The organism is Paracoccus aestuariivivens (assembly GCF_009711225.1).
Lineage (GTDB): Bacteria > Pseudomonadota > Alphaproteobacteria > Rhodobacterales > Rhodobacteraceae > Paracoccus > Paracoccus aestuariivivens.
On record NZ_WMIE01000017.1, the window covers coordinates 46,005 to 71,465 of the forward strand.

A 25,461-nucleotide genomic window follows, 5' to 3' on the forward strand; every position below is an offset into this window, starting at 1 on the left:
GTGCCCTTGGCGCGCAGCAGGAGGAGAAAGCCATGCGGATCATCGGACCGGATTACCTGGTCTTTGGGGTGGACGATCTTGAAGGGTCCAGGACCTATCTTCAGGATTTCGGCCTGAAGCCCGTGCAACTGGACGCGACCGGCTGGCTTTACGAGGCGCTGGACGGTACCGGCGTCGTCATCCGCCACCGCGACGATCCCAAGCTGCCGCCGGCGCTGCAGACCAAGAACATGCTGCGCCAGCAGGTCTTCGGGGTAGAGGATGCCGCAACCATCGATGCGATCGAGGCCGAGATGTCGAGGGACCGCCGAGTCACCCGTCTGGCCGATGGCGCAATCGAGTTTCAGGACGTGCTGGGCTTCGAGCTTCGTTTTCAGGTTACGCGGCGCCGCACCCTCAACATGCCGGCCGAGAAGATCAATGCCCCGGGCGCCCCGGCGCAGCGCGCCCCGAACGAGTTGGGCGTGACCGATGACGTGCCGGCCCTGCCGCGCAGCCTCAGCCATGTTGTGCTGTTCGTGCCCGATATCGACAAGATGGTCGAGTTCTACACCCGGCGCCTCGGCTTCGTGATCACCGATATCCTGACCGGGGCGGGACCCTTCCTGCGTCCGGCGGCGAATGACGATCACCACACGCATTTCTTTATCCGCACCCCCGCCTATATGCAGGGCTGCGAGCATCTCGCCTTCCACATGGGCGGTCCGACCGAGTTGATGGTTGCGGGCGACCGCTTCACCCGCAAGGGCTATCAAAGCTTCTGGGGTCCGGGGCGGCACAAGTTCGGCTCGAACTGGTTCTGGTATTTCAATAGCCCGCTTGGCGTTCATTTCGAATATGACGCGGACATGGACAAACATGACGATGCTTGGGTCGCGCGCGAAGCGCCGAACGGTCCCGAGGCCTCGCAGGTGTTCCTGCTGCAATGGCGCGAGAAATGGGCCCCCGGTGGCGGCCCCGAGGGAGGAGCCAAGGGCTGATGGCCTCGCTGCCATTGTGCCATCGCGACGATATTCCAGAAGGCGCGGCGCGCGGCTTCCTGCCGCTGCCTGATGCCCCGCGCCGGGTCATCGTGGTCCGGCGTGGCACCCGGCTTGACGCCTATATGGATGCGTGCCCGCATTACACCGGCGGCACGCCCATGGCATGGCGTCGCGACGCCTATCTGAACGGCGAGGGCACGCATCTGGCCTGCCACGCCCATGGCGCGCTTTTCGACATCGATACGGGGGCCTGCGTGTCCGGCCCCTGCCTGGGACGAAAACTGACCCGCGTGGCCCTGACCGAAGATCAGGCCGGGTATCTGAGCGTGCCCGCGCATGTCGCCGGTCGCGCCGCAAGGGAGGAATAAGATGGCTGCAGCACAAAATGTTCTGGTCATCGGCGGAGGCTTTTCCGGCATGTCCGCCGCGATCATGCTGGCGCGAGGCGGGATCGCGACCGATCTTGTCGAGATCGACGCCGGATGGCGCAGCTATGGCGCCGGGATCAGCCTGCATGGTGCGACCCTGCGGGTTCTCGCGCAACTGGGCGTGATCGAGGATTACAAGGCCACGGGCTCCGCCACCGACGGGCTGGTGGTGCGCCTGCCGCATAATGACCATGTCATCGTGACGATCCCGACCCCGCCGATGCCGGGGACCGGCCTGCCGGGCAATGCCGCAATCATGCGGCCGGCCTTGGCCGCGATCCTGTCCAAGGCGACCCGCGCTGCCGGCGTCAATGTCCGCCTCGGCAGCAGCTTCGAGACGATCACGCAGGACGAAGGCGGCGTCGATGTCAGCTTCACCGACGGAACCAGCGGCCGCTATGACGCGGTGATCGGGGCCGACGGGCTGTATTCCAAGACCCGCGAGGTGCTGATGCCCGACGCGCCCCAGCCCGCTTATGTCGGGCAGGCGGTCTGGCGGGCCGAATTGTCGACGCCCGAGGGGATCGACACGCTCAACATGTGGCTCGGCAAGGGCGTCAAGGTCGGGATCAATCCGGTCGCACCGGGACGCTCCTACATGTTCGTGACCGAGGACCGGCCCACCAATGATTGGGTGGACGAGGGGGATCTGCTGCCGCGTCTGCAGGTGCTTCTGGACCGGTTCCCCTCGCCGATCCTGACGGCGGTGAAGCAGGGACTGAGCTTGGACAGCAAGGTGATCTATCGCCCGTTGGAAAAGCTGCTGCTGCCTCAGCCTTGGAATGTTGGCCGCGTTATGCTGATCGGCGACGCGGTACATGCCACCACGCCGCATCTGGGCGCGGGCGCTTGCATCGGCATGGAGGACGGCATCGTTCTGGCCGAGGAATTGCTGCGCTCCGGGACGGTCGCGGATGCCTTTGCCGCGCATCAATCCCGCCGCTGGAAGCGCTGCGAGATGGTCGTGACCAATTCCCTGCGACTCTCCGAGATCGAGATCACCGGCGGCGAGCAGGCTGAACATAACGCGATCATGGGGCGCTCTATGATGGCTCTGACCGAGCCGGTCTGAGCCGCCGCCAGGGCGATCAGGCCAGGAACATCGGCCGGCGGAGGACCGGCCCAAAGGGGGGAGAGACATGAGCGAAACAGGATTTGGCCCGGCGCCGACCGCGGTGCGGGGCATCCGCGGGGCAGGGGCCGCAGCCCTTGTGGTCGGCCATTGTGCGGGACTGGTCGATCTGGTCGCGCTGCCGGTCTGGGTCGGGGCGCTGATCGCGCGCTATGGCTTCGGCCCGCGCGAGGCCGGTGCGTTGGTCACGTTGTTCCTGCTGGGGGCTGTGGCGGCAAGCCTTGTCTCGGCGCGGAATTTCAACCGCGCGCCGCGCCGGGCTCTGACGGTTCTCGGCTATGCCGGGGCGGCGTTGGCTTTTGCCTTGGCCTCGCGGCAAAGCGGGTTCGCGGCGCTGGCGCTGCTGCATCTGTTGGGCGGTGCGGCAAACGGCATGGCGCTGAGCTTTGTTCATGGCACGATGGGCCGCGCGGCCAATCCGCATCGGTTGTTTGCCATCGCGGGCGCGGGGCTGGGGCTGTTCGGGGTCATCTATATGGGCGCGGTGCCGAAGCTGATCGAGCTTCACGGCGGCGCGGCCCTGTTCCTGAGCTTTGCCGCAATCATGGTCGTGGCCGCCTTGGCGTCGCTGCTGGCCTTTCCGGAAGTCTCGCTGGATCTGGGCCAGCAGCACGGCGGGCGTTTCGCGCCGGGCGTGCTGGCCGTCGTCGCGGGGGTCAGCCTGATGACCTTCAATCAGGCGATGGTGTTTTCCTTCGTCGAGGTGATCGGCCATGCGCGGGGCTTCGCCCCGCAGGCCATTATCGGCACGCTGATCGCAATTGGGCTCGTGAACTTCATCGGTCCCGCGCCGCTGGCGGCCTTGCTGGAAAAACACCTCGCTCCGCGTCGGGTGGTGCTGGCCGGACCTGCTGTGCAGGCCGCTCTGGCCTTGGCGCTGACCTTTGCGACGGCCTTCACACTCTGGGCTCCGGTCGCAGCAATCTTCGTGGCGGTTCAGATCTTCACCCATACCTTCGCCTTCGGCCTGCTCGCGCGCATGGATCCTACGGGTCGGGCGGTGGCTGCGACCCCCGCGATGCTGATGACCGGCTCGGCCTTGGGACCGATCGCCGGGGGCATGCTGATCGAGGGCCATTCCATAGCTGCTTTGGGTCTCACGGCTGTGCTGGTCGCCGCCCTGTCCGTCAGCTGTTTCGCGCGCGGCACAAGCCGCGCCTGAGCCAAACACCAACCGGTCGGGGCCACTGTCCCGGCCCGACTGCACTTTCGAAGGAGCCTGCCATGGCCATGTTCAACTATTTCCCCAATTACGTCTGGAACCTGACGGTCTCGATCGCGCTGGCAAGCGGTGCCGAGATCGGCGAGATCATGGACATGTGCGCCCCGCTTCTGGAGAAAGCCAAGGCGGGCGAGGATGCCGGAACCCGTGACTTCATGGTCGAATGGGTCCGTGTCGCCGACCGGCTGAGCGAGGTTGCCGCCGAGGAAGAGGCGCAGGGAAGGCTGTTCTCGGCCGGAGACAAACTCAAGCGCGCGGCACTTTACTATATCCTAGCCGAGCGGATGCAGGGCCAGGGCGATCCGCAGCGCATGGTGACCTATCGCAAGGGTCTGACGAATTTCCTGAAGGGCACGGAATATGCGGGCGAAAAGGTCCGCCGCTTCGAAATCCCTTATGGCGACAAGGTGATCCCGGTCCTTTACACCCCGGCCGAAGGCATCGAGGGCCCGGCCCCGGCGGTGGTCTATCTGAACGGTCTCGATAGCTGCAAGGAACTGCTCTACTGGTCCTTCCTGCCGCATGAGTTGGCCAAACGCGGCATCGCCTCGATCTGCGTCGATCAGCCCGGCACCGGCGAAAGCCTGCGCCTGCAGGACCTGCCCGCGCATTTCGACAGCGAAAAATGGGGCACGCCGGTCTATGAATGGCTGGCTGCGCGACCCGAGGTAGACCCGACCCGGATCGGCATCACCGGCATTTCTTTGGGCGGCTATTACGCGCCGCGTGTTTGCGCGCATGAGCCTCGCTTTGCCAGCGGTGCGGTCTGGGGCGCGAACCACAACTGGGCCGAGGTCCAGCAGAAGCGCCTCAAACGCGAGGGCGAGAACCCCGTTCCGCATTACTGGAACCACGTCCAATGGGTTTTTGGCGCGAAGGATATGGACGAATTCCTCGCCAAGGCCGAAGGGTTCAATCTGAATGGCCAGATGGAAAAGATCCGCGTGCCCTTCCTTGTCACGCATGGCGCGAATGACCGCCAGATCAGCCTCGATTACGCGCATCAGGCCTATGAGCAATTGGTGAATTCGCCGCGCCGCGAGCTGAAGATCTTCACCGACCGCGAAGGCGGGGTAGAGCATGTCGGGGCCGACAACATGACCTATGGCCGGAACTTCATCGCGGATTGGTTTGCAGAAACTCTGGGCGGCAGGCTCTCCTGATGCGTTTCGCGACTTTGCCGGACGGCACCCGCGACGGTAGGCTGCATCTGGTCAGCCGCGACAATGCCCGCTGCATCCCCGCCGAAGGGGTGCAGACCTTGCTGGCCCTGATCGAGGATTGGGAGACCCACGCCCCCGCGCTGCAGGCACAATATAACGTGCTGAACGCGGGGGGCGGGACGGCTTTCGATCCGACCACGGCCCTCGCGCCGCTGCCGCGCACTTGGCAATGGCTCGACGGCTCGGCCTATGACAGCCATGGCGAGCTGATGCAGAAGGTCTTCGGCCTTGATCCGAACCCCAAAGGTCGCCCGCTGATGTATCAGGGCATGTCGGACCGCTTCTACAGCGGCACGGATGACATTCCCCTGCCCAGCACCGATGACGGCATCGACTTCGAGGGCGAATTCGGCGTGATCTGTGATGCCGTGCCGATGGGCGCGGATGCCGCAATTGCCGCGTCCCATATCCGTCTGCTCGTCCAGATCAACGACTGGTCCCTGCGCGCCATCGCGCCCATCGAGATGAAGACCGGCTTCGGCTGGGTGCAGGCCAAGCCCGCCTGCTCGGTCGCGCCCGTCGCGGTGACGCCGGACGAGCTTGGCCCGGCATGGCGCGATGCCAGCATCGACCTTCCGCTGGAGGTCAAGCTGAACGGCGAAACCTTCGGTCGGGCCGAGGGCCATGCCATGAGCTACGGTTTCGATGAACTTGTTGCCCATGCCGCCCGCACCCGCGATCTGGTGGCGGGCACGGTAATCGGCTCGGGGACGGTCTCGAACGAGAATTACCGCGAGATCGGTTCCTCCTGCATCGCCGAGCGCCGCGCAATCGAATTACTGGACGAAGGCGCGCCGCGCACGCCTTACCTGAGCTTCGGGGACCGCGTGGCAATGGAATGCCGCAGCCGCGAGGGCGCGCCGATCTTTGGCCGCCTCGACCAGATCGTCGTCAAAGGAGGCCGCGCATGAGCCGCCGTATCATCGACCTTTCCGTGACCCTGACCGACGAGGTTCCCGCCGATCCGCCGGGCATGGGCCCGCAGATCACCTATATGGCGCATGACGCGGGCGCCTTGGAATACGAGAAGATGTTTGGCGTCCCGGTCGAACACCAGCTGGACGGCGCGGGAGCGGCGGTCGAGCGCCTGACGCTGACCACCCATAACGGCACGCATCTTGACGCGCCCTGGCATTACCACCCGACGATGAACAAAGGCGAGCGGGCGATCACCATCGACGAGGTGCCGCTGGAATGGTGCATCGGCCCGGGGGTCAAACTGGACTTCCGCCATCTGCCCGATGGCCATGTCGTCAGTGCCGCGGAGATCGAGGCCGAATTCGCCCGCATCAACCACGACCTTCGCCCCGGCGAGATCGTGCTGGTCAATACCCGCGCCGGCGCGCTTTACGGCCAGCCCGGCTATGTCGCGGCGGGTTGCGGAATCGGCCGCGAGGCGACTCTGTGGCTGGCCGAGCGTGGCATGAGGATCTGCGGCACCGACGCCTGGAGCTGGGACGCCCCCCTCAAGGCCGTGGCCGAGAAGGCTCGCGCCACCGGGCAATGGGACCTCTTCTGGGAGGGGCACAAGGCCGGCGCTGAAACCATCTATTGCCACATGGAAAAGCTCGCCAATCTCGACCAGCTTCCGGCGACCGGCTTCGAGGTGATCTGCCTGCCGATCAAGGTCGCCCGCGGCTCGGCCGGCTGGTGCCGACCGGTCGCGATCATCGAATAGTGCGACAGGCACGGCGCCCTTTGGCGCCACTCCAGTATCTCTGGCGGCGGCAAGGATGTGCCGCAGCAAGAAGGCCGTCCGCGCCAGGGCGGCCAAGATAATTGAAAAGGAATCGTGCAAATGAGAACACGTGCAGCCGTTGCGCTCGAGGCTGGCAAGCCGCTGGAGGTCATGGAGGTGAACCTTGAAGGCCCGAAGGCCGGCGAGGTGATGATCGAGATCAAGGCCACGGGCATCTGCCACACCGACGAATTCACCCGCTCGGGTGCCGACCCGGAAGGGCTTTTCCCCGCGATCCTTGGCCATGAGGGCGCGGGCGTCGTCGTCGAGGTCGGTCCGGGCGTCACCACGGTCAAGCCGGGCGATCACGTCATCCCGCTTTACACCCCGGAATGCCGCCAATGCGCGTCGTGCCTGTCGGGCAAGACCAACCTCTGCACCGCGATCCGGGCGACGCAGGGCCAGGGGCTGATGCCGGACGGGACCTCGCGCTTCTCGATGCTGGATGGCACGCCGATCCACCATTACATGGGCTGCTCGACCTTCTCGAACTACACAGTCCTGCCGGAAATCGCCGTGGCGAAAGTCCGCGAGGACGCGCCCTTCGACAAGATCTGCTATATCGGTTGCGGCGTCACCACTGGCATCGGCGCGGTGATCAACACCGCCAAGGTCGAGATCGGCGCCAAGGCCGTGGTCTTTGGTCTGGGCGGCATCGGGCTGAACGTGATCCAGGGTCTGCGTCTGGCCGGGGCCGACATGATCATCGGCGTCGACCTGAACAACGATAAGAAGGGCCTGGCCGAGCATTTCGGCATGACCCATTTCATCAACCCGAAAGAGATCGAAGGCTCGGTCGTGCAGGAAATCGTCAACCTGACGAAGACCCCCTTCGACCAGATCGGCGGGGCCGATTACAGCTTCGACGCCACCGGCAATACCAAGGTCATGCGCGACGCGCTGGAATGCACCCATCGCGGCTGGGGCCAGTCGGTCATCATCGGCGTGGCGGCGGCAGGCGCGGAAATCAGCACCCGTCCGTTCCAGCTGGTCACCGGCCGGGTCTGGAAGGGCACGGCCTTTGGTGGCGCACGCGGCCGGACCGATGTGCCGAAGATCGTCGACTGGTACATGGACGGCAAGATTGAAATCGACCCGATGATCACCCACACCATGCCGCTTGATGACATCAACAAGGGCTTCGACCTGATGCATTCGGGCGAGTCGATCCGCTCGGTCGTCCTTTACTGACCTAAACATCTGAGCTCTCGGCGCATTGGCGCCGAGAGTGCCGATTTGCAAGAAATCAAGTTGACATCACAACTCACATTGCAGCATTCTGCGACGAGTTGACGCATCAACTGATAGGCGATCCGGGGAGGGATTCGCCGCGTCCAGGGAGGACAATCATGACACGCATTTCCTGCGCAGCCATAGCGGCTGCGTTGACGGCCCTTTGCGGCCAGATGGCCGGGGCGGACACGATCAAGGTCGGGGTGATCGCACCCTTCTCGGGACCTTTCGCTACCTATGGAACCCAGTATCGCAACGCGATCGAGGTCTATGTCGCCCAGCATGGTAACAAGGCGGGCGAGCACGAGATCGAATTCGTCTACAAGGATTCCGGCGGGCCGAACCCGGATCAGGTGCGCAGCATCGCGCAGGAGCTGCTGATCCGCGACCGGGTCGACTATCTCGCCGGTTTCACCTTCACGCCGAACGCTCTGGCCGTCGCGCCATTGATCGACCAGTCCGAGACGCCGACGGTGATCTTCAACGCGGCGACCTCCTCGATCAACAAGGAGAGCAAGTTCTTCCTGCGCACCAGCTATACGATGTGGCAGGTCTCGGAACCGCTGGCGCAATGGGCCTTTGATCAGGGGATCAAGACTGTCGCGACCACCGTCAGCGATTACGGCCCCGGCATCGATGCCGAGACCGCTTTCCGCGCCGCCTTCGAGGAGCGTGGCGGAAAGGTCGTCGATGCCATCCGCATGCCGCTCTCGACCACGGATTTCACGCCCTTCCTGCAGCGGGTGCGCGACGAGAAGCCGGATGCGGTCTTTACCTTCCTGCCCGGCGGGCCGCCGACCTTCACCTATACCAAGACCTATAACGAGAATGGTCTGGCTCAGGAGGGCATCCGCTTCCTCGGCACCGCAGAAACCGAAGAGGTCAACCTCCAAGGTCTTGGCGAAGCCGCTGTCGGCCTGACCACCGCCTATCATTACTCGGGCGCGCACGATTCCGAAACAAACCGCGCCTTCACTGCAAAGCTCGCCGAGATGTTTCCGGGCGCGGTGGCGAACTGGTCTTCGGTCGGAGCCTATGACGGGGTCGATCTGATCTATCACATGGTCGAGACCTCCGGCAGCGACGGCCCCGCCGCCATCGAGGCCGCTTTGGGTCGCGAATGGGAAAGCCCGCGCGGCCCGCTGAAGCTGGACCCGGAGACCCGGACCGTGGCCCAGAACGTCTATATCCGCGAGGTCGAACGCGACCCGGCCTCGGGCCAGTTAGTCAACCGCGAAAAGGGCGTCATCGCCAATGTCGGCGACCTTGGCTGGACCCGCTAGAGGATAGCGCGGGGGCACGCCCAGGCGGCTCCCGCCATGAGCACAGGTGACGGAATGGGACTTTTTCTCAACATCCTCGTGGATGGTGCCGCCTACGGCATGATCCTTTTCATGATCGCGGTCGGCCTTTCAGTCACTATGGGGCTGATGCGGGTCGTCAACCTCGCCCATGGCGGCTTCGCGCTGATCGGCGGGACGCTTGCCCATTGGGCGGGTCAGGATCTTGGCCTGGCCTTCCCGCTGGCCCTCGCTGTCGCGATGCTTGGCACGCTGGCGATCGCACTGCCGTTGGAGCGTTTGGTCTATCGCCGGATCTACGGCTTCGGCGAGCTGCAGCAGGTGCTGGCGACGATTGGGCTGACCTTCCTGATCATCGCCGCGGTGAACCTGTGGCAGGGGTCGGCGCTGCTGCCAGTGCCGCTGCCGGAAAGCTTCGCCCGTCCCGTCGATCTTGGCTTCCGCACCCTGCCGCTGCACCGGCTGGTGGTGATCGGCAGCGGGCTTGCGGTGATCGCGGGGCTCTGGCTGCTGCTGGACCGCTCGCGCTTCGGCATCCGTCTGCGCGCTGCCGTCGACAATCGTGGCACGGCCTCGGCGCTGGGGATCGACACCGATCGGATCTACATGGTGGCCTTCGGACTTGGCGCACTGCTTGCCGCGTTGGGAGGGATCCTTGGCGCCGAGCTGCTGCCGATCGATGCCTATTATCCCCTGCGCTACATGGTCCTGTTCCTGATCGTGGTTGCCGTGGGCGGGCTGGGCTCGATCGCCGGCTCCTTCGCCGCCGCCTTGGGGCTGGGCATGATCGAAACTGCCGCGCGCTATCTCGCGCCGGATCTCGCCACCATCGCCTTCTTCGCCATCGTCATTCTGGTCCTGGCCCTGCGTCCGCAAGGCCTGATGGGAAAGGTTTCCGCATGAAATCCTGGCTCACGCCTTTTCTGGTGCTCGCCCTTGCCGGGGCCGCCTTCCTGCTCTTCCCGTATAACCTCGCCTTCCTGACCCGCATCCTGATCATGATCCTCCTGGTCCTGTCGCTGGATCTGGTGCTGGGCTTTGCTGGTATCGCGACGCTCGGTCAGGCAGCCATGTACGGGACAGGCGCCTATGCGGCAGGGCTTTTCGCGGTCCATGCCTCGGGTAATCCCCTAGCCGGGCTGCTGGTCGGGGCGTTCGCCGGGGCGGCGCTGGCGTTGGTCTCGGGGTTGCTGCTGATGCGGACCCGCGGCTTGACGCTAATCATGCTGACCATTGCCGTCGCTTCGCTCTGTCTCGAGGCCGCGAACCAGTTGCGTGGCTTGACCGGCGGCGCGGACGGGCTGCGCGGCATTCGCATGCAGCCGGTCCTGGGTCTGTTCCCCTTCGATTTCGCGGGACAGACCGGCTACTGGTACGCGCTGAGTGTGACGGTATTGGTCTTTGCGGGTCTGGCGGTTCTGACCCGATCGGCCTTCGGGCTGAGCCTTCGGGGCATTCATGAAAGCCCGGCGCGAATGGCGGCGATCGGCGTCTCGGTCTATTGGCGTCAAGTCGCGGCCTATACGATCGGGGGCGGCATCGCAGGTATTGCCGGAGCACTTGCGGCCCAGATCACCCAGCTTGTCAGCCTGGAAAGCTACTCCTTCACCATCTCGGCCGAGGCGCTGATTATGCTGATCCTCGGTGGGGCAGGGCGGCTCTACGGTGCCGTCATCGGCACGGTGATCTTCATGGTGGTTCATCACGTCGCAGCCGCGAACGATCCCTTCAACTGGCTTTTCGTGATCGGCGCGCTGGTCCTGTTTGTCGTCTTCCTCGTGCCGAACGGGCTGGTCTCGCTCCCTCTGGCCGTGACCCGCCTGTGGAAGGGGGCTCGCCATGCAAGGGCTTGAAGTTCGCGGCCTCTCGAAGCGTTTCGGCGGTCTGACCGTGTCCGAAAATATCGATTTCGACCTGCCGCCCGGGGCGAGAAAGGCCCTGATCGGACCGAATGGTGCCGGAAAAAGCACCTTCGCCAATCTTGTGACCGGAATCCTGCGGCCAAGCTCGGGCGAGATCCGCTTTGACGGGTCAGATATCGGCGGGTTGGACGAGCCGCGTCGGGTCAAGCTGGGCATCGCCAAGACCTTCCAGATCACCACGCTGTTTCGCAAGCTCACCGTGCGCGAGAACCTGCGCCTGCCGATCCTCGAGCGTGAGAAACGCGGCTACAGTATGTTCGCGCGCGCCGGTTCTTCGCCAGAGACCGAGGCAGAGGTGGCGGATTTGCTCGAACAATTTGAACTGACCGCCTTTGCCGATCGTCCGGTGGGCCTGCTGGCTTACGGCCAGCAGCGTCTCGTCGAGATGGCGATGACGCTGGCGCTGCGCCCGCGGGTCCTGATCCTCGACGAGCCCGCCGCTGGCGTGCCGTCGAGCGAGACGCATCTGATCGTCAATGCTATCGAGCGCCTGCCAAAGGACCTCGCGGTGCTGATCATCGAACATGACATGGATCTCGTGTTCCGCGTCGCCCGCTCGATCGTCGTGCTGGTCGCTGGCCGCATCCTGACCGAGGGGACGCCCGCGCAGATCTCGGCCGATCCCAAGGTACGCGAGCTTTATCTGGGGAAAAGCCATGGCTGAGACCATCCTGCAACTCGAAGGCGTCACGGCGGGTTATGGCCCGACCCATGTCCTGCGTGGCATCGACTTGACCCTGGCCCGTGGCGAACGCCTCGCCGTGATCGGCCGCAACGGGGCGGGCAAGACCACGCTACTGGCGACCATTGCTGGGCTGACAAGGCTGCATGGCGGGACCATCCGCCTTGGCAACCGCCAGATCGAGCGCCTTGCCCCCTATCGCCGCGCCTGGCTGGGCCTTGGGATCGTGCCGCAGACCCGCGACATCTTCCCCTCGCTCACCGTCGAGGAGAACCTCATCTGCGCCATGCGGGGCGACGCCTCGTTGGACGAGGCCTATGCCCTGTTCCCCCGCCTGAAGGAGCGCCGCCGCAATGGCGGAACGCAGCTTTCTGGGGGCGAGCAGCAGATGCTGTCCATTGCCAGAACCCTGATGACTGGTCCCGAGATCTTGTTGCTCGACGAACCTCTAGAGGGCCTCGCCCCGGTGATCTGCGAGCAGCTGATGGCGGCCTTCGAGCAACTTGCCTCGGATGGCCGGCGCTCCGTCGTCCTGGTCGAGCAGCATGCCGATGCCGCGCTGGATTTCGCCAATCGCGCCATCCTGATGAGCAACGGCGCTGTCGCCTGGAATGGCGAGGCCGCCGAATTGAAACGCCGCAGCGATCTTCTGCACCGCCATGTCGGTGTCGCGATCGCGGAATAGACAAGGAAAAGACAGATGACATTGATCGAAGGGCACCGGTCGATCACGCCGGCCGACGGGATCCCGGTCTTTGACGTGGACCCCTATGATCCGGCAATCCTGCGCGATCCGATGGAATATTATGCCGAGTTGCGCGCCCTCGGACCCGTCGTCTTCATCCCGCGCTACAGCGTGCTGGCCGTCGGGCGCTACGAGGAGACGAAGACCGTCTTCTCGGATCACGAGAATTTCGTCTCGTCGCGCGGCGTCGGCCTGAACGATTTCAAGCTGGAAAAACCTTGGCGCGCGCCCTCGATCATCCTCGAGGTCGATCCGCCGGACCATGCCCGCACCCGCAAGATCATGGCCCGCGCGCTTTCGCCGAAGGTGGTGAAGACGATGGCGGAGTCCTTCCGCACAGTCGCAGAGGAGTTGGTGGATCGGGTTCTTGCCAGAGGGACGATCGAGGCGGTGACAGAACTGGCCGAGGCTTTCCCGACGCGGGTCTTTCCCAAGGCCGTCGGCATGAAGGACAGCCATGCCCGCCACCTCGTCGATTACGGCGCTATGGTCTTCAACGCGGTCGGCCCTGACAATGCCCTGCGCCGCGAGGCCATGGCCCGCGCCGGAGAGATCGTGCCATGGATCAACGCAGCTTGCACCCGTGACCGGTTGACCGATGACGGGCTGGGGGCGCTGGTCTATGCCGCCGCCGATACGGGCGAGATCACCGAGGACGAGGCGGCCATGCTGGTGCGCTCGTTCCTCTCGGCCGGGGTCGATACGACCGTGACCGGGATCGGCAGCGCGCTCTGGTGTTTGTCGCAGAATCCCGAAGCCTGGGAGGCACTGAAGGCCGATCCAAGCCTTGCGCGGCCCTGTTTCGAGGAGGTGCTGCGCATGACGTCCCCGGTGCACACCTTCTGCCGCACCGCAAACCGCGCGACCGAGATCGCGGGCTATCCGGTCAGCGAGGGCACCAAGGTGCTCTGCGTCCTTGGCGCGGCGAATTTCGATCCCGAGAAATGGCCAGATCCCGATCGCTTCGACATCAACCGCCGCCCGGTCGGGCATCTGGCCTTCGGTGTCGGCATCCATGGCTGTGTCGGGCAGAACATCGCACGCGGCGAGTTGGAGGCGATCCTTGGCGTCATGGCCGAGCGCGTCGCCCGCATCGAACCGGCTGGGGAGCCCACATGGCGTCCGAACAACGGCATCCGTGCGCTGGACCGGCTGCCCCTGAAACTGATCCCGAATTGACGAGGTGCAACATGGTCAAGGTAACTTTCATCCATTCCGACGGGCGCGAAGAAACCGTCGATGGCCGGGTCGGGGACAGCGTCATGGCGACGGCGTTGGCAAATGATGTCGAGGGCATCGTGGGCGAGTGCGGGGGCTCGATGATGTGCGCCACCTGCCATTGCTATGTGGATGACGGATGGAGCGAGCGCTCGGGCGACCGCATGGATGGCGAGGAGGACATGTTGGATTGTGCAGCGTCCGAGTTGCGCCCGACCTCGCGGCTGTCATGCCAAATCAAGCTTTCCGAGGGATTGAGCGGTTTGGTCGTGTATCTGCCCGAGGCCCAGCTGTGAGCGTCGGGCATGTCGTGATCGTCGGCGCAGGGCAGGGCGGTTTTCAGGCCGCTGCCAGCCTGCGGACCGAGGGGCATGGGGGTCCGATCACCCTGATCGGCGCAGAACCCGGCCTCCCTTATCAGCGCCCGCCGCTGTCCAAGGCCTATCTCAAGTCGGGCGAGGAAGAGGCGCTGCAATTACGCCCAGCGAGTTTCTTCGAGAAGAACTGCATAGACCTGATGCCGGAAACCCGGATCGAAGGCATCGACCGCACTGCTGCTCGCATCACGGCCTGTGGGCGCAATATCGCGTACGACCATCTGGTTCTAGCAACCGGCACCCGGAACTTACGCCCGCCGATCCCGGGTCTGGAGCGGGCCTTGGACCTGCGCACGCTGGCGGATGCCCGGAAGTTGCGCGATGCATTGCCCGGCAAGCGCCGCGTGGCCGTGATTGGTGGGGGTTTCATCGGCCTCGAATTCGCCGCCGTCGCCCGACGTCTCGGACATGAGGTGACCGTGGCCGAAGCTGCGCCCCGGTTGATGTCCCGCGCCGTCTCACCCGAAATCTCGACGCGCTTCCTCGCGATGCATCGGGGCCTCGGAGTCGATATCCGGCTGGGCTCTGCAGTTACCGAGGTGACCGACGAAGGCATCGCCCTGACCGACGGAGCCTTCGTCGACGCCGATCTGGTGCTGCTGGCCGCGGGGGTAGTCCCGAATATCGAACTCGCGACCGAGGCCGGGCTTGCGACCGCGAATGGCGTGGTGACCGATGCCCGGCTCTTGACCTCGGACCCGGCGATCTCGGCGCTTGGCGATTGCGCGGTCTTTCCGCTGACTGGATCCGGACGCTTGGTTCGGCTCGAAAGCGTGCAGGCCGCCACAGACCATGCGCGGACAATCGCGAAGCGCCTCGTCGGCGACCGCGAGGTCGCCTATACGGCTGTGCCGTGGTTCTGGTCAGATCAGGCCGATTGGAAGCTTCAGATCGCAGGGCTCGCCGATCCCTCGGACGAGAGCGTTTCGCGAGACGACGGAGCAGTGCTTCGCTTTGCCGACGGTGTATTGACGGCGGTCGAGACAGTCAACGATGCGAAGGCCCATATGCAGGCACGCAAGCTTCTGGCCGGTGGCGCATCCGCAAGGCGTGACAGTCTTGCCGAACGGGACTATGACCTCGCAATGGTGTGAATAGGGGTAGTCGATGGCGAAGCCGGCGCAGCGGTCTGAAAAAGCGGAACGAATTTCCAGTCCGGTGACCTTGCGGGATGGCACGACCATCCTCGACATCGACCATTATGCGCCATTCCTCCTCAACGCGGTCAGCAACGCTTGGCTGCGTCTGACCTCGGCCCGTTACCGCGATGAGTTCGGGCTGGGCATCGTCGAATGGCGGGTGCTTTCGATGCTGAATATCGAGCCCGGGATCAGTGCGAACCGGATCTGCGATGTCGTCCGCCTGGACAAGTCGGCGGTCAGCAAGTCACTGAGCATATTGGATGATTCAGGATACCTCCGCTTTGAGTCCAATCCGACGGATCCGCGCAAGCGCCGCTGGTGGCTTTCGGAAAGAGGGTTGGAGACGCATGAGCGGATATTGGGCATCGCACTCGACTATGAGGCCAAGCTGGTAGACGAGGTGCCTGCACAAGATCTCGACACCTTTTTGCGGGTGATGCGGCAGATGCTGCATAATCTCGACGAGAAAATATAGCGTCGCACCGCCAAGACCCGGCGACGCTAATGGCCTGCTAAGGTTGTCGGTAAGTGATGTGCCAAGTTAGACTTATGCGCCTCACCCCTGGTGCATACGAGCTCTGGCCCGGCCACGGGCGGACCAGAACTTGTTCGAATGCACGTAATCGCCACGGGCGTCATATGGTCGCGATATCCATGACGAAGCGGCATTTGACATCGCCCTTCAGCATCCGCTCATAGGCCGCTTCGATCTCTTCGGCGCGGATCATCTCGATATCGGCGGTAATCCCTTTCTCGGCGCAGAAATCCAACATCTTCTGCGTTTCCGGAATGCCGCCGATCATCGAGCCGGCAAGGCTGCGGCGCCTCATGATGAAGTTGAAGACATTCGGGCTGGGATGTGGCGCTGCGGGTGCGCCCACCAGCGTCATCGTGCCGTCGCGCTTCAGAAGCGCCAGGAAGGCATCCAGATCATGCGGGGCTGCCACCGTGTTCAGGATGAAGTCGAAGCTTTTCGCATGGGCAGCCATCTCCTCGGGATTGCGGGACACCACGACCTCATCGGCGCCAAGAGCCTTGGCGTCAGTGCGCTTGCTCTCGGATGTCGCGAAGGCGACCACATGCGCCCCCATGGCATGCGCAAGCTTGATCCCCAAATGGCCAAGCCCGCCAATGCCGACGACGCCGACCTTCTTGCCCGGACCCGCGCCCCAGTGCCTCAGCGGCGAATAGGTGGTGATGCCCGCGCAAAGCAACGGAGCCACGGCGGCAAGCTGGTCCTCGAGATGGGTGATTTTCAGGACGTAACGTTCATGCACGACCAGCTGCTGCGAGTAGCCGCCAAGGGTATGGCCGGGCGGCGCGTCCGGCGTCGGCGCGTTATAGGTGCCGATCATGCCGTCGCAGTAATTCTCGAGCCCTTCGTCGCATTCGGCGCAATGCTGGCAGCTGTCGACAATGCAGCCGACGCCGACCAGATCGCCCGCCTTGTGGCGCGATACGTGGTCGCCGACCGCAGCCACGCGACCGACGATCTCATGGCCGGGGACGCAGTGATAGATCGTCCCGGCCCATTCGCTGCGCGCCTAGTGCAGGTCGGAATGACAAATGCCGCAATAGAGGATCTCGATCTGCACATCATGCGCGCCGACGGCGCGGCGGGTGATGTTCAGAGGGGCAAGCGGCTGGTCCGCCGCCGGGGTGCCATAGGCCTTGACCACCATCTGGGGTCTCCTTGCTGAAACGTGTCAGGTGTCGCGACAGAGCCGCGACACCATTAGGGAAGCGCATATCCGGTCCTTGCCGGAGGTTGGTGACGCCCGCCGGGTCAGGCGAGGTTCTGCTCGAAGAAGGATTGCAGCTTGTCGAACGGGATCACATCGACCTTGTCATAAAGGTCGGTGTGGCTGGCGCCGGGGATGATCATCAGCTCTTTCGGCTCTGCCGCGGCCTCATAGGCGGTTTCGCTCATGTAGCGCGAATGGGCGTTCTCGCCGTGGATAAGAAGAACCGGGCGCGGCGCGATTTCCGCGATGTAGTTCAGAAGCGGCATATTCATGAAAGACAAAGGGTTCGTCTGCGTCCAGGAATTTCCGGAATTGACCGCCCGCGGATGGTAGCCGCGCGGCGTCATGTAGTAATCGTGGTAATCGACCATGAATTGCGGCTCGCCGCCTTTCAAAACATTGAAGGCTGGCTGATAGGCAGGGGTTCCGGCTTCCGCATCGGCCCAACGCTGGCGGCTCAGTTGCTCAAGTGTCTGCGCCCGCTGTTCAGGGGTCACGCTGTCGTTGTAGCCATGGGCGCTGACGCGCGAGATGTCATACATGGTGCTGGCGACAACAGCCTTGATACGCTTGTCAGCCGCGACCGCGTTCAGGACGAATCCGCCCCAGCCGCAGATGCCGATGACCCCGATGCGCTCCCGATCAACGGAGGGATGCAGGCCGAGATAGTCTACGGCGGCGCTGACATCCTCGGTGCTGATATCTGGCGAGGTGACATTGCGCGGCTCGCCGCCGCTTTCGCCGGTATAGGACGGATCGAAGGCCAGCGTGACGAAACCACGCTCGGCCATGGTCTGGGCATAGAGGCCCGAGGACTGCTCCTTCACCGCGCCGAAGGGACCGCCGACGGCCAGCGCCGGCAGGCGCCGGTCCGCGCGGTTTTTCGGCAGATAGAGATCGCCGACAAGCGTGATGCCATAGCGATTGGTGAAGCTGACCTTCTCGTGGTCAACCTTCTCGCTCAACGGAAACACCTTGTCCCATTCGCTTGTCATGGTCTGGGCCTTTGACTTTGAAGCATTGGAAAGTGCTGCGACGCCGAATGCGGCGACGCCGGCCGTGGTCATTTTCAGTAGGCTGCGCCGCCCGATGCGGGTTGCGGGGCGATCATCGTGGTTCGGGGTGAGGTCGGTCATGGTCTCTCTCCTGATGAAAGGGCAAAAGGGATCATCGGGCGCCAAGGGGCTGGCGACCGGGGGCTTCGAGTGATTGTCAGGCTTGTTGCGGTCAGGCGCCGTATTGCGCGGCGCTGACATGCTCCATCCAGTCGACGACCCTGCCGTCCTGGACTTCCTGAATGGCGATATGAGTCATGGCGTTGTTCTGAGAAGCGCCATGCCAGTGCTTCTCGCCCGGCCCGAAGAAGACCACATCACCTGGTCGGATTTCCTCGACCGTGCCGCCTTCGCGCTGACAGCGCCCAGTGCCTGAGGTGACGTAGATTGTCTGCCCCAGCGGATGCGTGTGCCAGGCGGTGCGGGCACCGGGCTCGAAAGTGACGCTTGCGCCCTGCACCCGGTCGGGGGATGTCAGGTTGAACAGCGCGTCAATGCGCACCGCGCCCGTGAACCATTCTGCGGGACCGGCGCGGGACGGCGTCGCGCCGGCACGAAAGATCTCCATGTCTCTGCTCCTTTGTGTCAGGACAACAGGTCAAGTTGCAGCGCGTGGCTGCCTCGGGTGAAAAGCGGATCAAGCGGGCCTTCGATCTTGCCCAGCAGGATCAGATCGTCCCGGTAACGGTAGGGGCCGTGGAAGAAGGCAAGATTGCCCCAACCCCGGAAATAGCACAGATCGCCCGGGGCCTCGGCGGTGATGGGCTGGCGCCCGGTCTCGTCCAGACGGCGGGCCAGATGCGCCAGTTTCTCATTGGTCGAGAAATCCTCGATCTCGAGCCTCAAGGGCAGCAGCGAGGTCAGGTCACGGGTGGTCGCATGATCGACGAGCCGATAGCTGAAATCCCGATCGGCGAAACGGCAGCGCAGACGCATTTCAACTCCTGCCTTCTGTGGATGGGCCAGGTTCGGCAGCATCAGGCTCGCCACCCCGGCAAGGACATGGCGACGTTTCCACCCGCTCATTCCGGAACCTCCTGGCATTTCCATGCAAGGCCTGCGGCCAGAGCGGCAGTCAGCAGGAGTGAGGCTGCCATGCCGAAGCTGACCTGCCAACCGCGCGCGTCGAAGACGAGACCACCCACAGCCGCGCCAGCCATGATCGCAAGCTGGATCACCGCTACCTGAAGTCCGCCCCCGGCCTCGGCATCGCGATGCAGCGAGCGGGCAAGCCATGTACCCCAGCCGACCGGTGCGGCGGTCGCGAAAAAGCCCCAGAGGAACAGCAGCCCCATGATCGCAACCGGGTTGGCTGCAAGGCCAAGCAGCAGGGCGGCGATGGCGGCCATGGTGAGCGGAATGCCGATCAGAAGCGCATAGAGCCAAACCCGCAGTAGGCGGCTGATCACCCAGGTCCCGGCGATGCCCGCCAGACCAATCAGCAACAGGCAAAGCGACAGTTGCGGCACGGTAAATCCGGCGACGCCCTCCAGGAACGGGCGCAGATAGGTGAAGAGCGCGAATTGGCCCATGAAGAGCAGAAAGATCGCCGCCATCCCCGCTGCCACCGAGGGTCGCGCCAGAAGGCAAAGGGGCTTTTGTTCTTTCTGCACCCCGCTGGCGGGAAGCGGCGGCATCGCAATCCATTGCCAGACCAAAGCAAGCAGCGCTAAGGGCACGATCAGGAAGAAAGCGCCACGCCATCCGATCAGATCTCCCAGCCAATTGCCCAGAGGGGCCGCAATCGTGGCGGCAACCGCATTGCCGGCATTCAGCGCGGCCAAGCCGCGCGGCACTTCGGATGCCGGAAGTAGCCGCATCACGATCGCGGTGGACATGGACCAGAAACCGCCGATCGCCACGCCCAGCAGCGCGCGCCCCAGCATCAGCACGGTAAAATTCGGCGCGAAAGTCACTATGAGGGCAGAGACCGACAGCAACGCGGTCAGCAGGCTCTGCACCTTCTTCCGATCGACGTTGCGGGTCGCGCCAGCAATGGTCAGGCTGGTGATCACCGCAAAGAGGCCCGAGACAGAGATCGCCTGCCCGGCATGGCCTTCGGTCACGCTCAGGTCTTGCGCGATCGGTGTCAGCAGGCTGACCGGCAGGAACTCCGAGGCGATCAGGACGGCGACGCAAAGCGCCATCGACAGCACCGCAGCCGAGGCCGCGCCTGCCTTGGTCGGTAAGTCGACGGTTGCATCCATTTTCGGGGTTCCTTTGGGGAGGCTCCATCGCCTCCGGCCTTGCGATGAACCCTAATTAGCATCGACCGATCCTCGAGATTACCCATGCCAATTTGCTTGCATTGATCGACCTGAGCCATAAATCATGCCCAAGCAGTTGCGGAGGGTCCCATGGCACGCGAGCAGTTCAACGATCTTCTCTGGTTCCTCGCCGTGGCCGAGGAACGCAGCTTTACCCGCGCCGCCGCACGGCTGGGCATCTCGCAATCCACATTGAGCCATACGATCAAGCGCCTGGAGACCCGGATGGGCGTGCTGCTCTTGAACCGCACCACGCGCAACGTCGCCACGACGGAAGCCGGAGAACGGCTGCATCAGTCGCTTGCCCCCCGCGTCGCCGAGATCGAGGCCGAGATGGCCTCGATCATGGAATATCGCGACAAGCCGGCCGGGCGTATCCGCCTGACCCTGTCGGATCACGCGCTGCACACCCTGGTCTGGCCGAAGCTGCGCGACGTGCTGACCGACTATCCCGATATCAAGGTCGAGTTCAGCATCGACAGTGCGTTTCGCAACATCGTCGACAGCGGCTTCGATGCCGGTATCCGGCTGGGCGAGAGTGTCGAGAACGACATGATCGCGGTCAAGATCGGCCCCGATTGGCGCATGGCGGCGGTGGCATCACCATCCTATCTCGCCGCACGTGGGACTCCGCTCCACCCCAAGGATCTGATCGCCCACAATTGCATCAACATCCGCCAGGTTGCGGCGGGTGGCCTTTACGCCTGGGAATTCGAGAAAGACGGCAACGAACTCCGCGTCCGGGTCGATGGGCAGCTGACCTTCAACGGCTCCTACGAGATGGTCGATGCGGCGCTTCTTGGCTACGGCATTGCCAATGTCCCCGAAGATATTGCGGCCGCCCATGTCGCTTCAGGCGATCTCGTCGAGGTCCTGGCGGGTTGGTCTCAGCCGTTTCCGGGCTATTTCCTCTACTACCCGAGCCGCCGCCAGAACCTTCCCGCGTTCCGTGTTGTGGTCGAGGCGCTGCGGCATCGCACATAGCTCACGGGATGGGAGTCGAGGTATTATAATACCTCCTAGTAGTATAATCCGATTTATGTTAATTAAAAACTAATCCCGGCGAACCATTGCTCGACGTACCGGCCCTATACTCGAGTTATCAGCCCTCACCTCTCGGAACGTATCGTGTCTCGCGATCGTCAGAATGGGCGGTATGCTGACGTTGCAGATGCGGCACAGCAGCCGCGGCATGATTGTTGATTCAGCCGTTCAGGCGGCGCGCGGCGGGCCGCACCTGAGGCTGCCTTTGAGATAGTTAGGCAGGCGTTGCGCTAAGCGTGCGCCCACTGTGGCGGCCCGATGCGGATCATCGAGATATTCCTGCGCGGCAAAAAGCGGCGATCATGCGCGAGGTCACGACCCCGGCAGTTATAGACCCCTCACTCGGACTTGGGTTTTGCGAGGTACTGAAACCTGCCAGCTTTACAACCCAATCTCAGGCTTTTCCCTGCGCTCGCCTCCGGTTCGCGATCGCGCGCGTTGCCAGATTTGTGGCTTCGCCTGGCGCGACACCCAAGGCAGAGCAATTCGTCAGGATTGCTCGAATGATCTGCAGTTCTGTTTCAGATTGTGTCGTGGATTTCTCTGCCGGCTGCGCCTGCGCGCCAGTCATTTGGGCTTACCCGAGACTAATCCTGACACTTTGTCTTTAGTGCTCGGTGCAGCCGCGATGATCTTGGATTTGACCGTCTTGGGCTTCTTTTCGTCACGTTTTCGCTTGTTCATGCCCTTGGCCATTGGCCTGCTCCTTCGGATTGCCGGCGGAAATCGACGGATCTGAAAGCCTAGACCTTTTCTGGCGGATAGATACCCAGTTTCTTAAATTCGAATTCGTGGCGGCAGTCCGGGATGGAGGTGATTCATTTCAGCGAGGGCCCTACGATTGGTTGGTAAACCAAGCACGTAAATGGCGGCAATGCGAGGAGGGGATCGGCTGTGACGCCCTTGGTCCGTCCGATGGATAGTCAGGTCCGACATGCGACACCTTTGGCAGTGATAGCAAGGTCTTTCGCTGCTGTCGCGAATGACAGGATCTCACTTTCTTCCGGGTGTTAACTAGGGGCTACGCGATTTCGTCGCGACGCCCGATGTAATTCAATGCCGAAGGCCCCAGCTTATGTGTATCCCCCGGTATGTTCCGGCGGTGTCATGGAGGACCCGACAATGGGTGCCGACCAAGAACATAAAAAGCCAGTCCAACAGGAAAATCCCCCGCAGCAAACGCAAGAGGCGCCTGCCATGCCTCAGCGGGGCGACGGAGAGAAAAGCAATCAAATCGAGCGGCCCGGCGAGCATGAAAAGCAGCAGCGCGACCAGCGCGGCTGACGGCATCGAGCAAAGCCTGATCGCTCCCAGTTCCTGCGGGCGATCAGACACTACATTTCTTCAAATGACGCATCGAGCTTCGGGCGATCCGTCCGCACGTATGCGCTGAATGATTCACTCACAGGACAAGACGGGGAGGTAGCGACCTCGCCGCCTCTTCAATCTTTCCCCCGAGGAAAAAAATGAGGCAAAATATCGAACTCGTGAACTGTCTCAGTGGGATACGTGAAACCTATGCCTCGCCACCGTGGCGTCTGGAAGGCGTAACCGCACATACGCGGGGAAGCCTTATTAGACTTGTGCATGAGAATGGCGAGCAGACTGCCATTCCCGTTCTTCTTAAAGCCGATCACGTTCTGCCGATGTTTGCGGCCTGGTCAACTGATTAGCGACGGGTTCCGCTAGATCTGGGGCCATCGTAAACATCCACCTCTCGGACTTTTGGGGGAGATCAATACCAACTGTCTGCCCTGGAGCATCGCCCCAGGCACCTCACATCAGCAATGCCGGTTCGTGTCCTTTTGTCCGGCAGCAGGGAGGTCCATTTAATGGATTGCGAAGATATCAGCGACATCGTCGAGAAACGCCTTCTCCCGCAAAACAAGGCGCGAGTAAGCGAGCGACGAAAAACAAGCGGGGCCGAATATGACATGCTGGTTCGCGCCACGAACGGTATGGATGATCCGTCCACCAACGAGGCAAGGTCGATAAGCAAAGGGGGCCATGACGAGCAGTCGCTGCATGGGGACGAGCAGACGGATGGCATAGGTGCGAAGCGAGAGATTGAGTTCAACGACCGAATGGACGCCCTCGCACTGCGTGTGAGCGAATTGGAACTGCAGGCGCTGCAAGACGTAGAAAGCTCGGAACCTGGCGGAAGCGAACGGAGATTGAAGGATGCGCTTGCATGGCTCGAGCGCGTGACTCCTGTTGTTCGTCGGCTTTACTGGGCGGTCAAGGAAGCGGCTCCGCAATTCGATGGACCGGACAGAACGGCGCTCGATCAGGCTGTGGGCGCGCTTGATGCATGGCAATCCGCTCATTCCCGGCTGCACGAGACGATTGCCGAAACAAAGGCGCGGGAGTTGGACCCGTGAGCATCTTTCGATGAGAGATACAGGTGGGAGAGGATCTGAATTAAACCGCTCTCGTGCTGGCGGGAAAAATTAGGTTAGGGGCGACTAGGCTGAGGTCACCTAGACAGGCGATCTTGAGGCAACCTGCAACGCGATGAACTTTGACCTTGCCCCGTGATCCCAGACTCTGATGAGGCCGGGCCGAGGATCTTCGGATCGCGCGTGGCGTCAGTACCTGAGCCCCCGCCCCAGGAAGAGGACAGCGCGTTCCTCCTGCGGCTCGTCGTCATCTCTCAACAAGGACAACACCACCACCATCGTCGACGGTGCTGGTGAGAAAGCCGAGATCGAAGCCCGCGTTTCGCAGATCCGTCAGCAGATCGAGGAAACCACCTCGGACTACGACCGCGAGAAACTGCAAGAGCGCGTCGCCAAACTGGCCGGTGGCGTTGCCGTCATCCGCGTCGGCGGCATGACCGAAATCGAAGTCAAAGAGCGCAAAGACCGCGTTGATGACGCCCTGAACGCGACCCGCGCTGCGGTTCAAGAAGGTGTTGTCGTCGGTGGTGGCGTTGCTCTGGTTCAAGGCGGCAAGGTCCTCGAAGGCCTGACCGGTGCGAACTCGGATCAAGACGCTGGTATCGCCATCGTCCGCCGCGCTCTGGAAGCTCCGATGCGCCAGATCGCTGAAAACGCTGGCGTCGACGGCGCTGTCGTTGCCGGCAAAGTCCGCGAATCCTCGGACAAGGCTTTCGGCTTCAACGCCCAGACCGAAGAATATGGCGACATGTTCAAATTCGGCGTCATCGACCCGGCCAAAGTCGTCCGCACCGCACTGGAAGACGCGGCCTCGGTTGCTGGTCTTCTGATCACCACCGAAGCCATGATCGCCGAAAAGCCCGAGCCCAAAGCGGCCGGCGGCGGCATGCCCGACATGGGCGGCATGATGTAATCATCCCCCTGCCCAACCAGGCAGAGAAGGCCGCCCATTCGGGCGGCCTTTTTGCTACGTCATGTTGACAAGTGGCGGAGCTATACCCTGATGCAAGCGACGTGTATGACCAATCTCCCGTCTATCCCTTATTCTCGGCCAGTGAGCTAACCGCTTGCGCGGGTTACGAATGACCGCCTCGGCGAATGCTGTCTTGCGGCACGAGCAGGGTCGGACAGGCGGAGTGGGCTGACATTCCTTGCTTTGGTAAGCGCTATTACTCCAGGCCCCGGGGCACGATCAATCTGGAGTTCAAAGCTCGCGACGCGCTGTAGAGTCTCGTTTCTGGCCAACCGGCAGGGAGAACTTAGCAGATTCTTCCTGCTTGCTAGTATACAGGACGGCTAAGCGACGCCCGTCCTACTGCTTTTGATTGGCCTTTCGTCGGATGGATCTCCTGTTGGGCATTTCAGCTTTCTGAATTCGATAAGTTGGGAAGTTGCATCGCGCGCGACAAAATCCCGCGCCTTCCATGCCCGAAATCGGACACGGCTTGCGCGGGTTGTGGCTATACAGGCCCGTTTAGTTCTTTTTGGCAGGTCTGCTTCTTTGCGGCTTTGACGCGTTTGGGACCGCGTTGTCAGCTTCCTTGGCAAGACGTTGGGCCCGTAGACTGGCCGTCAATTCGGCCCGCCTCGTGTTCTGCTCGTCGA

27 protein-coding genes and 1 pseudogene are annotated in these 25,461 nt (G+C 63.0%); 21 read left to right on the forward strand and 7 right to left on the reverse strand.

Going from position 1 to position 25,461, the window contains the following annotated elements:
- Positions 1–32: 32 nt before the first annotated feature.
- From GL286_RS17935 to GL286_RS18015, 17 genes are all read left to right on the forward strand, one after another.
- Positions 33–980, forward strand: coding sequence for a VOC family protein (locus GL286_RS17935; protein ID WP_155096950.1), 948 nt, complete (start codon positions 33–35; stop codon positions 978–980).
- On the forward strand, positions 980–1,351 hold the full coding sequence (locus tag GL286_RS17940; protein WP_155096951.1) for a Rieske (2Fe-2S) protein: 372 nt from the start codon (positions 980–982) through the stop codon (positions 1,349–1,351). The genes GL286_RS17935 and GL286_RS17940 overlap by 1 nt, the downstream gene beginning before the upstream one ends.
- A gap of 1 nt (position 1,352) precedes the next feature.
- Complete coding sequence (locus GL286_RS17945) at positions 1,353–2,483, forward strand: FAD-dependent oxidoreductase (protein ID WP_155096952.1); 1,131 nt, start codon at positions 1,353–1,355, stop codon at positions 2,481–2,483.
- 67 nt (positions 2,484–2,550) lie between these two features.
- On the forward strand, positions 2,551–3,705 hold the full coding sequence (locus tag GL286_RS17950; protein ID WP_155096953.1) for an MFS transporter: 1,155 nt from the start codon (positions 2,551–2,553) through the stop codon (positions 3,703–3,705).
- Between the two features lie 62 nt (positions 3,706–3,767).
- On the forward strand, positions 3,768–4,928 hold the full coding sequence (locus GL286_RS17955; protein ID WP_155096954.1) for an alpha/beta hydrolase family protein: 1,161 nt from the start codon (positions 3,768–3,770) through the stop codon (positions 4,926–4,928).
- On the forward strand, positions 4,928–5,899 hold the full coding sequence (locus tag GL286_RS17960; protein WP_155096955.1) for a fumarylacetoacetate hydrolase family protein: 972 nt from the start codon (positions 4,928–4,930) through the stop codon (positions 5,897–5,899). Before GL286_RS17955 ends, GL286_RS17960 begins: the two co-directional genes overlap by 1 nt.
- Positions 5,896–6,666, forward strand: coding sequence for a cyclase family protein (locus GL286_RS17965; protein ID WP_155096956.1), 771 nt, complete (start codon positions 5,896–5,898; stop codon positions 6,664–6,666). Before GL286_RS17960 ends, GL286_RS17965 begins: the two co-directional genes overlap by 4 nt.
- 120 nt (positions 6,667–6,786) lie before the next feature.
- Positions 6,787–7,917 (forward strand): S-(hydroxymethyl)glutathione dehydrogenase/class III alcohol dehydrogenase, encoded by a 1,131-nt coding sequence (locus GL286_RS17970; protein ID WP_155096957.1) that lies wholly within the window; start codon positions 6,787–6,789, stop codon positions 7,915–7,917.
- Positions 7,918–8,075: 158 nt separating this feature from the next.
- On the forward strand, positions 8,076–9,242 hold the full coding sequence (locus GL286_RS17975; RefSeq protein ID WP_155096958.1) for an ABC transporter substrate-binding protein: 1,167 nt from the start codon (positions 8,076–8,078) through the stop codon (positions 9,240–9,242).
- 54 nt (positions 9,243–9,296) lie between these two features.
- A complete protein-coding gene (locus GL286_RS17980; protein WP_155096959.1) occupies positions 9,297–10,163 on the forward strand; it encodes a branched-chain amino acid ABC transporter permease in 867 nt (288 codons plus the stop codon).
- Entirely contained in the window at positions 10,160–11,113 is a 954-nt protein-coding gene (locus GL286_RS17985; RefSeq protein WP_155096960.1) for a branched-chain amino acid ABC transporter permease, read from the forward strand. The genes GL286_RS17980 and GL286_RS17985 overlap by 4 nt, the downstream gene beginning before the upstream one ends.
- The gene (locus GL286_RS17990) at positions 11,100–11,846 is read left to right on the forward strand and encodes an ABC transporter ATP-binding protein (protein ID WP_155096961.1); all 747 of its coding nucleotides are present in this window, start codon (positions 11,100–11,102) and stop codon (positions 11,844–11,846) included. The genes GL286_RS17985 and GL286_RS17990 overlap by 14 nt, the downstream gene beginning before the upstream one ends.
- A complete protein-coding gene (locus GL286_RS17995; protein WP_155096962.1) occupies positions 11,839–12,549 on the forward strand; it encodes an ABC transporter ATP-binding protein in 711 nt (236 codons plus the stop codon). The genes GL286_RS17990 and GL286_RS17995 overlap by 8 nt, the downstream gene beginning before the upstream one ends.
- A 15-nt stretch (positions 12,550–12,564) precedes the next feature.
- On the forward strand, positions 12,565–13,788 hold the full coding sequence (locus GL286_RS18000; RefSeq protein WP_155096963.1) for a cytochrome P450: 1,224 nt from the start codon (positions 12,565–12,567) through the stop codon (positions 13,786–13,788).
- Positions 13,789–13,799: 11 nt separating this feature from the next.
- A complete protein-coding gene (locus tag GL286_RS18005) occupies positions 13,800–14,123 on the forward strand; it encodes a 2Fe-2S iron-sulfur cluster-binding protein (protein ID WP_155096964.1) in 324 nt (107 codons plus the stop codon).
- On the forward strand, positions 14,120–15,298 hold the full coding sequence (locus GL286_RS18010) for an FAD-dependent oxidoreductase (RefSeq protein ID WP_170295284.1): 1,179 nt from the start codon (positions 14,120–14,122) through the stop codon (positions 15,296–15,298). Before GL286_RS18005 ends, GL286_RS18010 begins: the two co-directional genes overlap by 4 nt.
- A 13-nt stretch (positions 15,299–15,311) precedes the next feature.
- Positions 15,312–15,821 carry a MarR family winged helix-turn-helix transcriptional regulator gene (locus GL286_RS18015; RefSeq protein WP_155096966.1) on the forward strand — a complete coding sequence of 170 codons (510 nt, stop codon included), beginning with the start codon at positions 15,312–15,314 and terminating at the stop codon, positions 15,819–15,821.
- Between the two features lie 160 nt (positions 15,822–15,981).
- Here GL286_RS18015 and GL286_RS22795 read toward each other — a convergent pair whose 3' ends face one another.
- The 6 genes from GL286_RS22795 to GL286_RS18040 all read right to left on the reverse strand — a co-directional run bounded on the left by GL286_RS22795 (position 15,982) and on the right by GL286_RS18040 (position 20,353).
- Entirely contained in the window at positions 15,982–16,866 is an 885-nt protein-coding gene (locus tag GL286_RS22795) for an NAD(P)-dependent alcohol dehydrogenase (protein ID WP_343038930.1), read from the reverse strand.
- A 24-nt stretch (positions 16,867–16,890) separates the two neighbouring features.
- The gene (locus GL286_RS22805) at positions 16,891–17,028 is read right to left on the reverse strand and encodes a hypothetical protein (RefSeq protein ID WP_281352149.1); all 138 of its coding nucleotides are present in this window, start codon (positions 17,026–17,028) and stop codon (positions 16,891–16,893) included.
- A 104-nt stretch (positions 17,029–17,132) separates the two neighbouring features.
- Positions 17,133–18,227, reverse strand: a complete 1,095-nt coding sequence (locus GL286_RS18025) for an alpha/beta hydrolase (RefSeq protein WP_155096967.1) — start codon at positions 18,225–18,227, stop codon at positions 17,133–17,135.
- A 91-nt stretch (positions 18,228–18,318) separates the two neighbouring features.
- A complete protein-coding gene (locus tag GL286_RS18030) occupies positions 18,319–18,714 on the reverse strand; it encodes a (R)-mandelonitrile lyase (protein ID WP_155096968.1) in 396 nt (131 codons plus the stop codon).
- A 17-nt stretch (positions 18,715–18,731) separates the two neighbouring features.
- On the reverse strand, positions 18,732–19,172 hold the full coding sequence (locus GL286_RS18035; protein WP_246185014.1) for a cyclophilin-like fold protein: 441 nt from the start codon (positions 19,170–19,172) through the stop codon (positions 18,732–18,734).
- Positions 19,169–20,353: an MFS transporter gene (locus tag GL286_RS18040; protein WP_211596411.1), complete on the reverse strand. Its 1,185-nt coding sequence runs from the start codon at positions 20,351–20,353 to the stop codon at positions 19,169–19,171. Before GL286_RS18040 ends, GL286_RS18035 begins: the two co-directional genes overlap by 4 nt.
- Before the next feature lie 150 nt (positions 20,354–20,503).
- On the opposite strand from GL286_RS18040, the gene GL286_RS18045 reads away from it, so the two are divergent.
- Positions 20,504–21,397, forward strand: coding sequence for a LysR family transcriptional regulator (locus GL286_RS18045; RefSeq protein ID WP_155096969.1), 894 nt, complete (start codon positions 20,504–20,506; stop codon positions 21,395–21,397).
- A 627-nt stretch (positions 21,398–22,024) separates the two neighbouring features.
- Here GL286_RS18045 and GL286_RS22810 read toward each other — a convergent pair.
- Positions 22,025–22,153, reverse strand: coding sequence for a hypothetical protein (locus GL286_RS22810; protein WP_281352150.1), 129 nt, complete (start codon positions 22,151–22,153; stop codon positions 22,025–22,027).
- Between the two features lie 426 nt (positions 22,154–22,579).
- On the opposite strand from GL286_RS22810, the gene GL286_RS18050 reads away from it, so the two are divergent.
- The 3 genes and pseudogenes from GL286_RS18050 to GL286_RS18060 form a co-directional block, all read left to right on the forward strand.
- A complete protein-coding gene (locus GL286_RS18050; RefSeq protein WP_155096970.1) occupies positions 22,580–22,741 on the forward strand; it encodes a hypothetical protein in 162 nt (53 codons plus the stop codon).
- A 548-nt stretch (positions 22,742–23,289) separates the two neighbouring features.
- Entirely contained in the window at positions 23,290–23,838 is a 549-nt protein-coding gene (locus GL286_RS22645; protein ID WP_246185015.1) for a hypothetical protein, read from the forward strand.
- 268 nt (positions 23,839–24,106) lie between these two features.
- Positions 24,107–24,769, forward strand: a pseudogene (locus GL286_RS18060) (TCP-1/cpn60 chaperonin family protein); the annotation flags it as partial.
- Positions 24,770–25,461: the final 692 nt, after the last annotated feature.

Excerpts from the sequence above, each read along its gene's own strand:
- GL286_RS18005 (WP_155096964.1), top strand. The coding sequence starts at position 13,800 with ATGGTCAAGGTAACTTTCATCCATTCCGACGGGCGCGAAGAAACCGTC.
- GL286_RS22805 (WP_281352149.1), bottom strand. The coding sequence starts at position 17,028 with ATGGTGGTCAAGGCCTATGGCACCCCGGCGGCGGACCAGCCGCTTGCC.
- GL286_RS18000 (WP_155096963.1), top strand. The coding sequence starts at position 12,565 with ATGACATTGATCGAAGGGCACCGGTCGATCACGCCGGCCGACGGGATC.
- GL286_RS17980 (WP_155096959.1), top strand. The coding sequence starts at position 9,297 with ATGGGACTTTTTCTCAACATCCTCGTGGATGGTGCCGCCTACGGCATG.
- GL286_RS17970 (WP_155096957.1), top strand. The coding sequence starts at position 6,787 with ATGAGAACACGTGCAGCCGTTGCGCTCGAGGCTGGCAAGCCGCTGGAG.
- GL286_RS17950 (WP_155096953.1), top strand. The coding sequence starts at position 2,551 with ATGAGCGAAACAGGATTTGGCCCGGCGCCGACCGCGGTGCGGGGCATC.
- GL286_RS22810 (WP_281352150.1), bottom strand. The coding sequence starts at position 22,153 with ATGGCCAAGGGCATGAACAAGCGAAAACGTGACGAAAAGAAGCCCAAG.
- GL286_RS17945 (WP_155096952.1), top strand. The coding sequence starts at position 1,353 with ATGGCTGCAGCACAAAATGTTCTGGTCATCGGCGGAGGCTTTTCCGGC.
- GL286_RS18050 (WP_155096970.1), top strand. The coding sequence starts at position 22,580 with ATGGGTGCCGACCAAGAACATAAAAAGCCAGTCCAACAGGAAAATCCC.
- GL286_RS17955 (WP_155096954.1), top strand. The coding sequence starts at position 3,768 with ATGGCCATGTTCAACTATTTCCCCAATTACGTCTGGAACCTGACGGTC.
- GL286_RS18030 (WP_155096968.1), bottom strand. The coding sequence starts at position 18,714 with ATGGAGATCTTTCGTGCCGGCGCGACGCCGTCCCGCGCCGGTCCCGCA.
- GL286_RS18015 (WP_155096966.1), top strand. The coding sequence starts at position 15,312 with ATGGCGAAGCCGGCGCAGCGGTCTGAAAAAGCGGAACGAATTTCCAGT.
- GL286_RS17995 (WP_155096962.1), top strand. The coding sequence starts at position 11,839 with ATGGCTGAGACCATCCTGCAACTCGAAGGCGTCACGGCGGGTTATGGC.
- GL286_RS18025 (WP_155096967.1), bottom strand. The coding sequence starts at position 18,227 with ATGACCGACCTCACCCCGAACCACGATGATCGCCCCGCAACCCGCATC.
- GL286_RS18035 (WP_246185014.1), bottom strand. The coding sequence starts at position 19,172 with ATGAGCGGGTGGAAACGTCGCCATGTCCTTGCCGGGGTGGCGAGCCTG.
- GL286_RS17965 (WP_155096956.1), top strand. The coding sequence starts at position 5,896 with ATGAGCCGCCGTATCATCGACCTTTCCGTGACCCTGACCGACGAGGTT.
- GL286_RS17985 (WP_155096960.1), top strand. The coding sequence starts at position 10,160 with ATGAAATCCTGGCTCACGCCTTTTCTGGTGCTCGCCCTTGCCGGGGCC.
- GL286_RS17975 (WP_155096958.1), top strand. The coding sequence starts at position 8,076 with ATGACACGCATTTCCTGCGCAGCCATAGCGGCTGCGTTGACGGCCCTT.
- GL286_RS17990 (WP_155096961.1), top strand. The coding sequence starts at position 11,100 with ATGCAAGGGCTTGAAGTTCGCGGCCTCTCGAAGCGTTTCGGCGGTCTG.
- GL286_RS22645 (WP_246185015.1), top strand. The coding sequence starts at position 23,290 with ATGGATTGCGAAGATATCAGCGACATCGTCGAGAAACGCCTTCTCCCG.
- GL286_RS17940 (WP_155096951.1), top strand. The coding sequence starts at position 980 with ATGGCCTCGCTGCCATTGTGCCATCGCGACGATATTCCAGAAGGCGCG.
- GL286_RS18045 (WP_155096969.1), top strand. The coding sequence starts at position 20,504 with ATGGCACGCGAGCAGTTCAACGATCTTCTCTGGTTCCTCGCCGTGGCC.
- GL286_RS17935 (WP_155096950.1), top strand. The coding sequence starts at position 33 with ATGCGGATCATCGGACCGGATTACCTGGTCTTTGGGGTGGACGATCTT.
- GL286_RS18040 (WP_211596411.1), bottom strand. The coding sequence starts at position 20,353 with ATGGATGCAACCGTCGACTTACCGACCAAGGCAGGCGCGGCCTCGGCT.
- GL286_RS17960 (WP_155096955.1), top strand. The coding sequence starts at position 4,928 with ATGCGTTTCGCGACTTTGCCGGACGGCACCCGCGACGGTAGGCTGCAT.